The organism is Methylobacterium sp. FW306-05-D, from assembly GCF_058782155.1.
This window is the reverse complement of the sequence record NZ_JBYSXL010000085.1, coordinates 1-1,777: the sequence shown is the minus strand read 5'-3', so window position 1 is coordinate 1,777 and position 1,777 is coordinate 1. Positions and strand designations below refer to the sequence as shown.

Annotated in this window: 1 tRNA gene and 1 pseudogene; both read right to left on the bottom strand. The window is 55.7% G+C overall.

Going from position 1 to position 1,777, the window contains the following annotated elements:
• Positions 1–680, bottom strand: a pseudogene (locus AC3WLN_RS20625) (hypothetical protein); the annotation flags it as partial.
• 890 nt (positions 681–1,570) lie between these two features.
• Positions 1,571–1,645, bottom strand: a tRNA-Gln gene (locus tag AC3WLN_RS20620).
• Positions 1,646–1,777: the final 132 nt, after the last annotated feature.

Here is a 1,777-nt window from a genome sequence, read left to right as displayed (position 1 = left end):
GCGCTGCCGTACCCACCGTAGCTGCCGAACAGCTCGAGAGTTTCGACGTGGCTAAGGCTGATGCTGGTCAGGTCGTAGACCGTGTCCCGCGGCGGAGTGGGCAAGGAGGGGTATATGAACCCACTGACAGGATCGGTGTAATACGAAGGGGTCTGCGTGCTGTCGTAGGACAGGCTGAGCCTGTCGTAGCCGGCACCGCCGTCGATGACGCTGCCCGCGTGCAGCTTGGCTGCTGTGGAAGCCGAGATGGTGTCGCTCTCGTTGCCACCCTGCAGCGTGACCCGACCGGTGCCGAGGGTGACGCTGATGCCACCCGTCGAGCCGTAGGACGGGAAACCCGATGTCGGAGGAGCCGTGCCATCGCTCAAGGTGACGGCAAGGTCGACCCCATCGCGCAAGATCAGGCTGGCTGTGCTGGACGTCGTGTTGGTGAGGCGCACCTCCTCGAAGCCGACGAACTGCTTCAAGGTGGCCAGGTTGAAGCTGCCCGAGCCGGTCAGGGCGAGCACGTCGTAGCCAGCGCCGCCATCCAGCTGGTCGCCGCCGGTGTAGGTCGGGGCTGTGCCGGTGAAGACAGGCATGCCGGTGTTCAGCGTCGCGGACGTCGCCTGAACGACTTGGTCGCCGTCCAAGGGAAGCACCGTGTCCTGACCCGTCGTCAGAACAGTCATGCTGGACATACGTGCTCTCCGGAAGCGTTCGATCGATCTCAGAACGGCGCGTTGCGATAACCGTTAAGGCTCTTTGGGAGTACCCGGACAGGTTGTCGAGCACCAAAAATGCGAACTGTGCCGAAGATTTCATTTACCAAACCATAGATGTTAAAAAGCCACGGATCGCACACGCGGCCGTCCCGACACGCAGGAAATCAATACAGGTTAAATCCACAGGGCGGCTCACGGCACCTTCATCCGAAAGGCGTTTGGTGCGTCTGCATGACCGGCGATCTGGCTATAGCCACCAGTGACACTGAGAAAGTAAAAATAAGAGTTTTATTAGTCTGTTATTATAAAATATTGCTATATCTATCGTAAAATAGACGAAATGCTTTGGCAATATGTTGAATTACTCATAACTTACAAATATTTTTCGCGAAGATAATCAAGTAGATAATATAGGTCCCTGAACAGGGCATATCGGGAGACCCTCAAGGGGCAGAGTCGATTGTTGGGGACCTGTAAGGTTTTGGCAGAACGAACCCATTTTGGAGAGGGGAAATGCCGCTCACCAACCGTGGCTTGAGGTTCTGTCAGCTTGCTTGAGGCTTATTGCCCCAAAAAATGATGTTCAGTGATACGCAAGCTAATGAAAAATTCGCTCTGCTGACTTGAATACGCGAGGTCTAGAGAGCTCATTTTATCTTGATAAAATCGGTCATATGGGCTAGAAAATCACGCCGTGCTTCGATCGTGTCCAGCGGAAATTTCAATCAATAAAGTGTTGTTTTACGAGAGGAACGAAGAGCGGCTCAACGCACTAAATTCGATCATGGATGTGCTAAACGATTCGCATCGCCGCCTCCCAATTTTGGGAGTGCGCTCTCAGAATGACGATCGTTCGATAAAAGGGCTGGCTGGGGCGCCAGGATTCGAACCTGGGAATGGCGGTACCAAAAACCGCTGCCTTACCACTTGGCGACGCCCCATCGCGCTCGGCGGAGGTGTGTCTAGACGCAGTGTCGGGTGCTGGCAACTGGGGGAGGGGGCGCTTATGGCTCTCGCCGGTTCGGCGGGAGGAAATGGGACATGAGCGGGCGGATCGCGGTGGTCACGGGGGC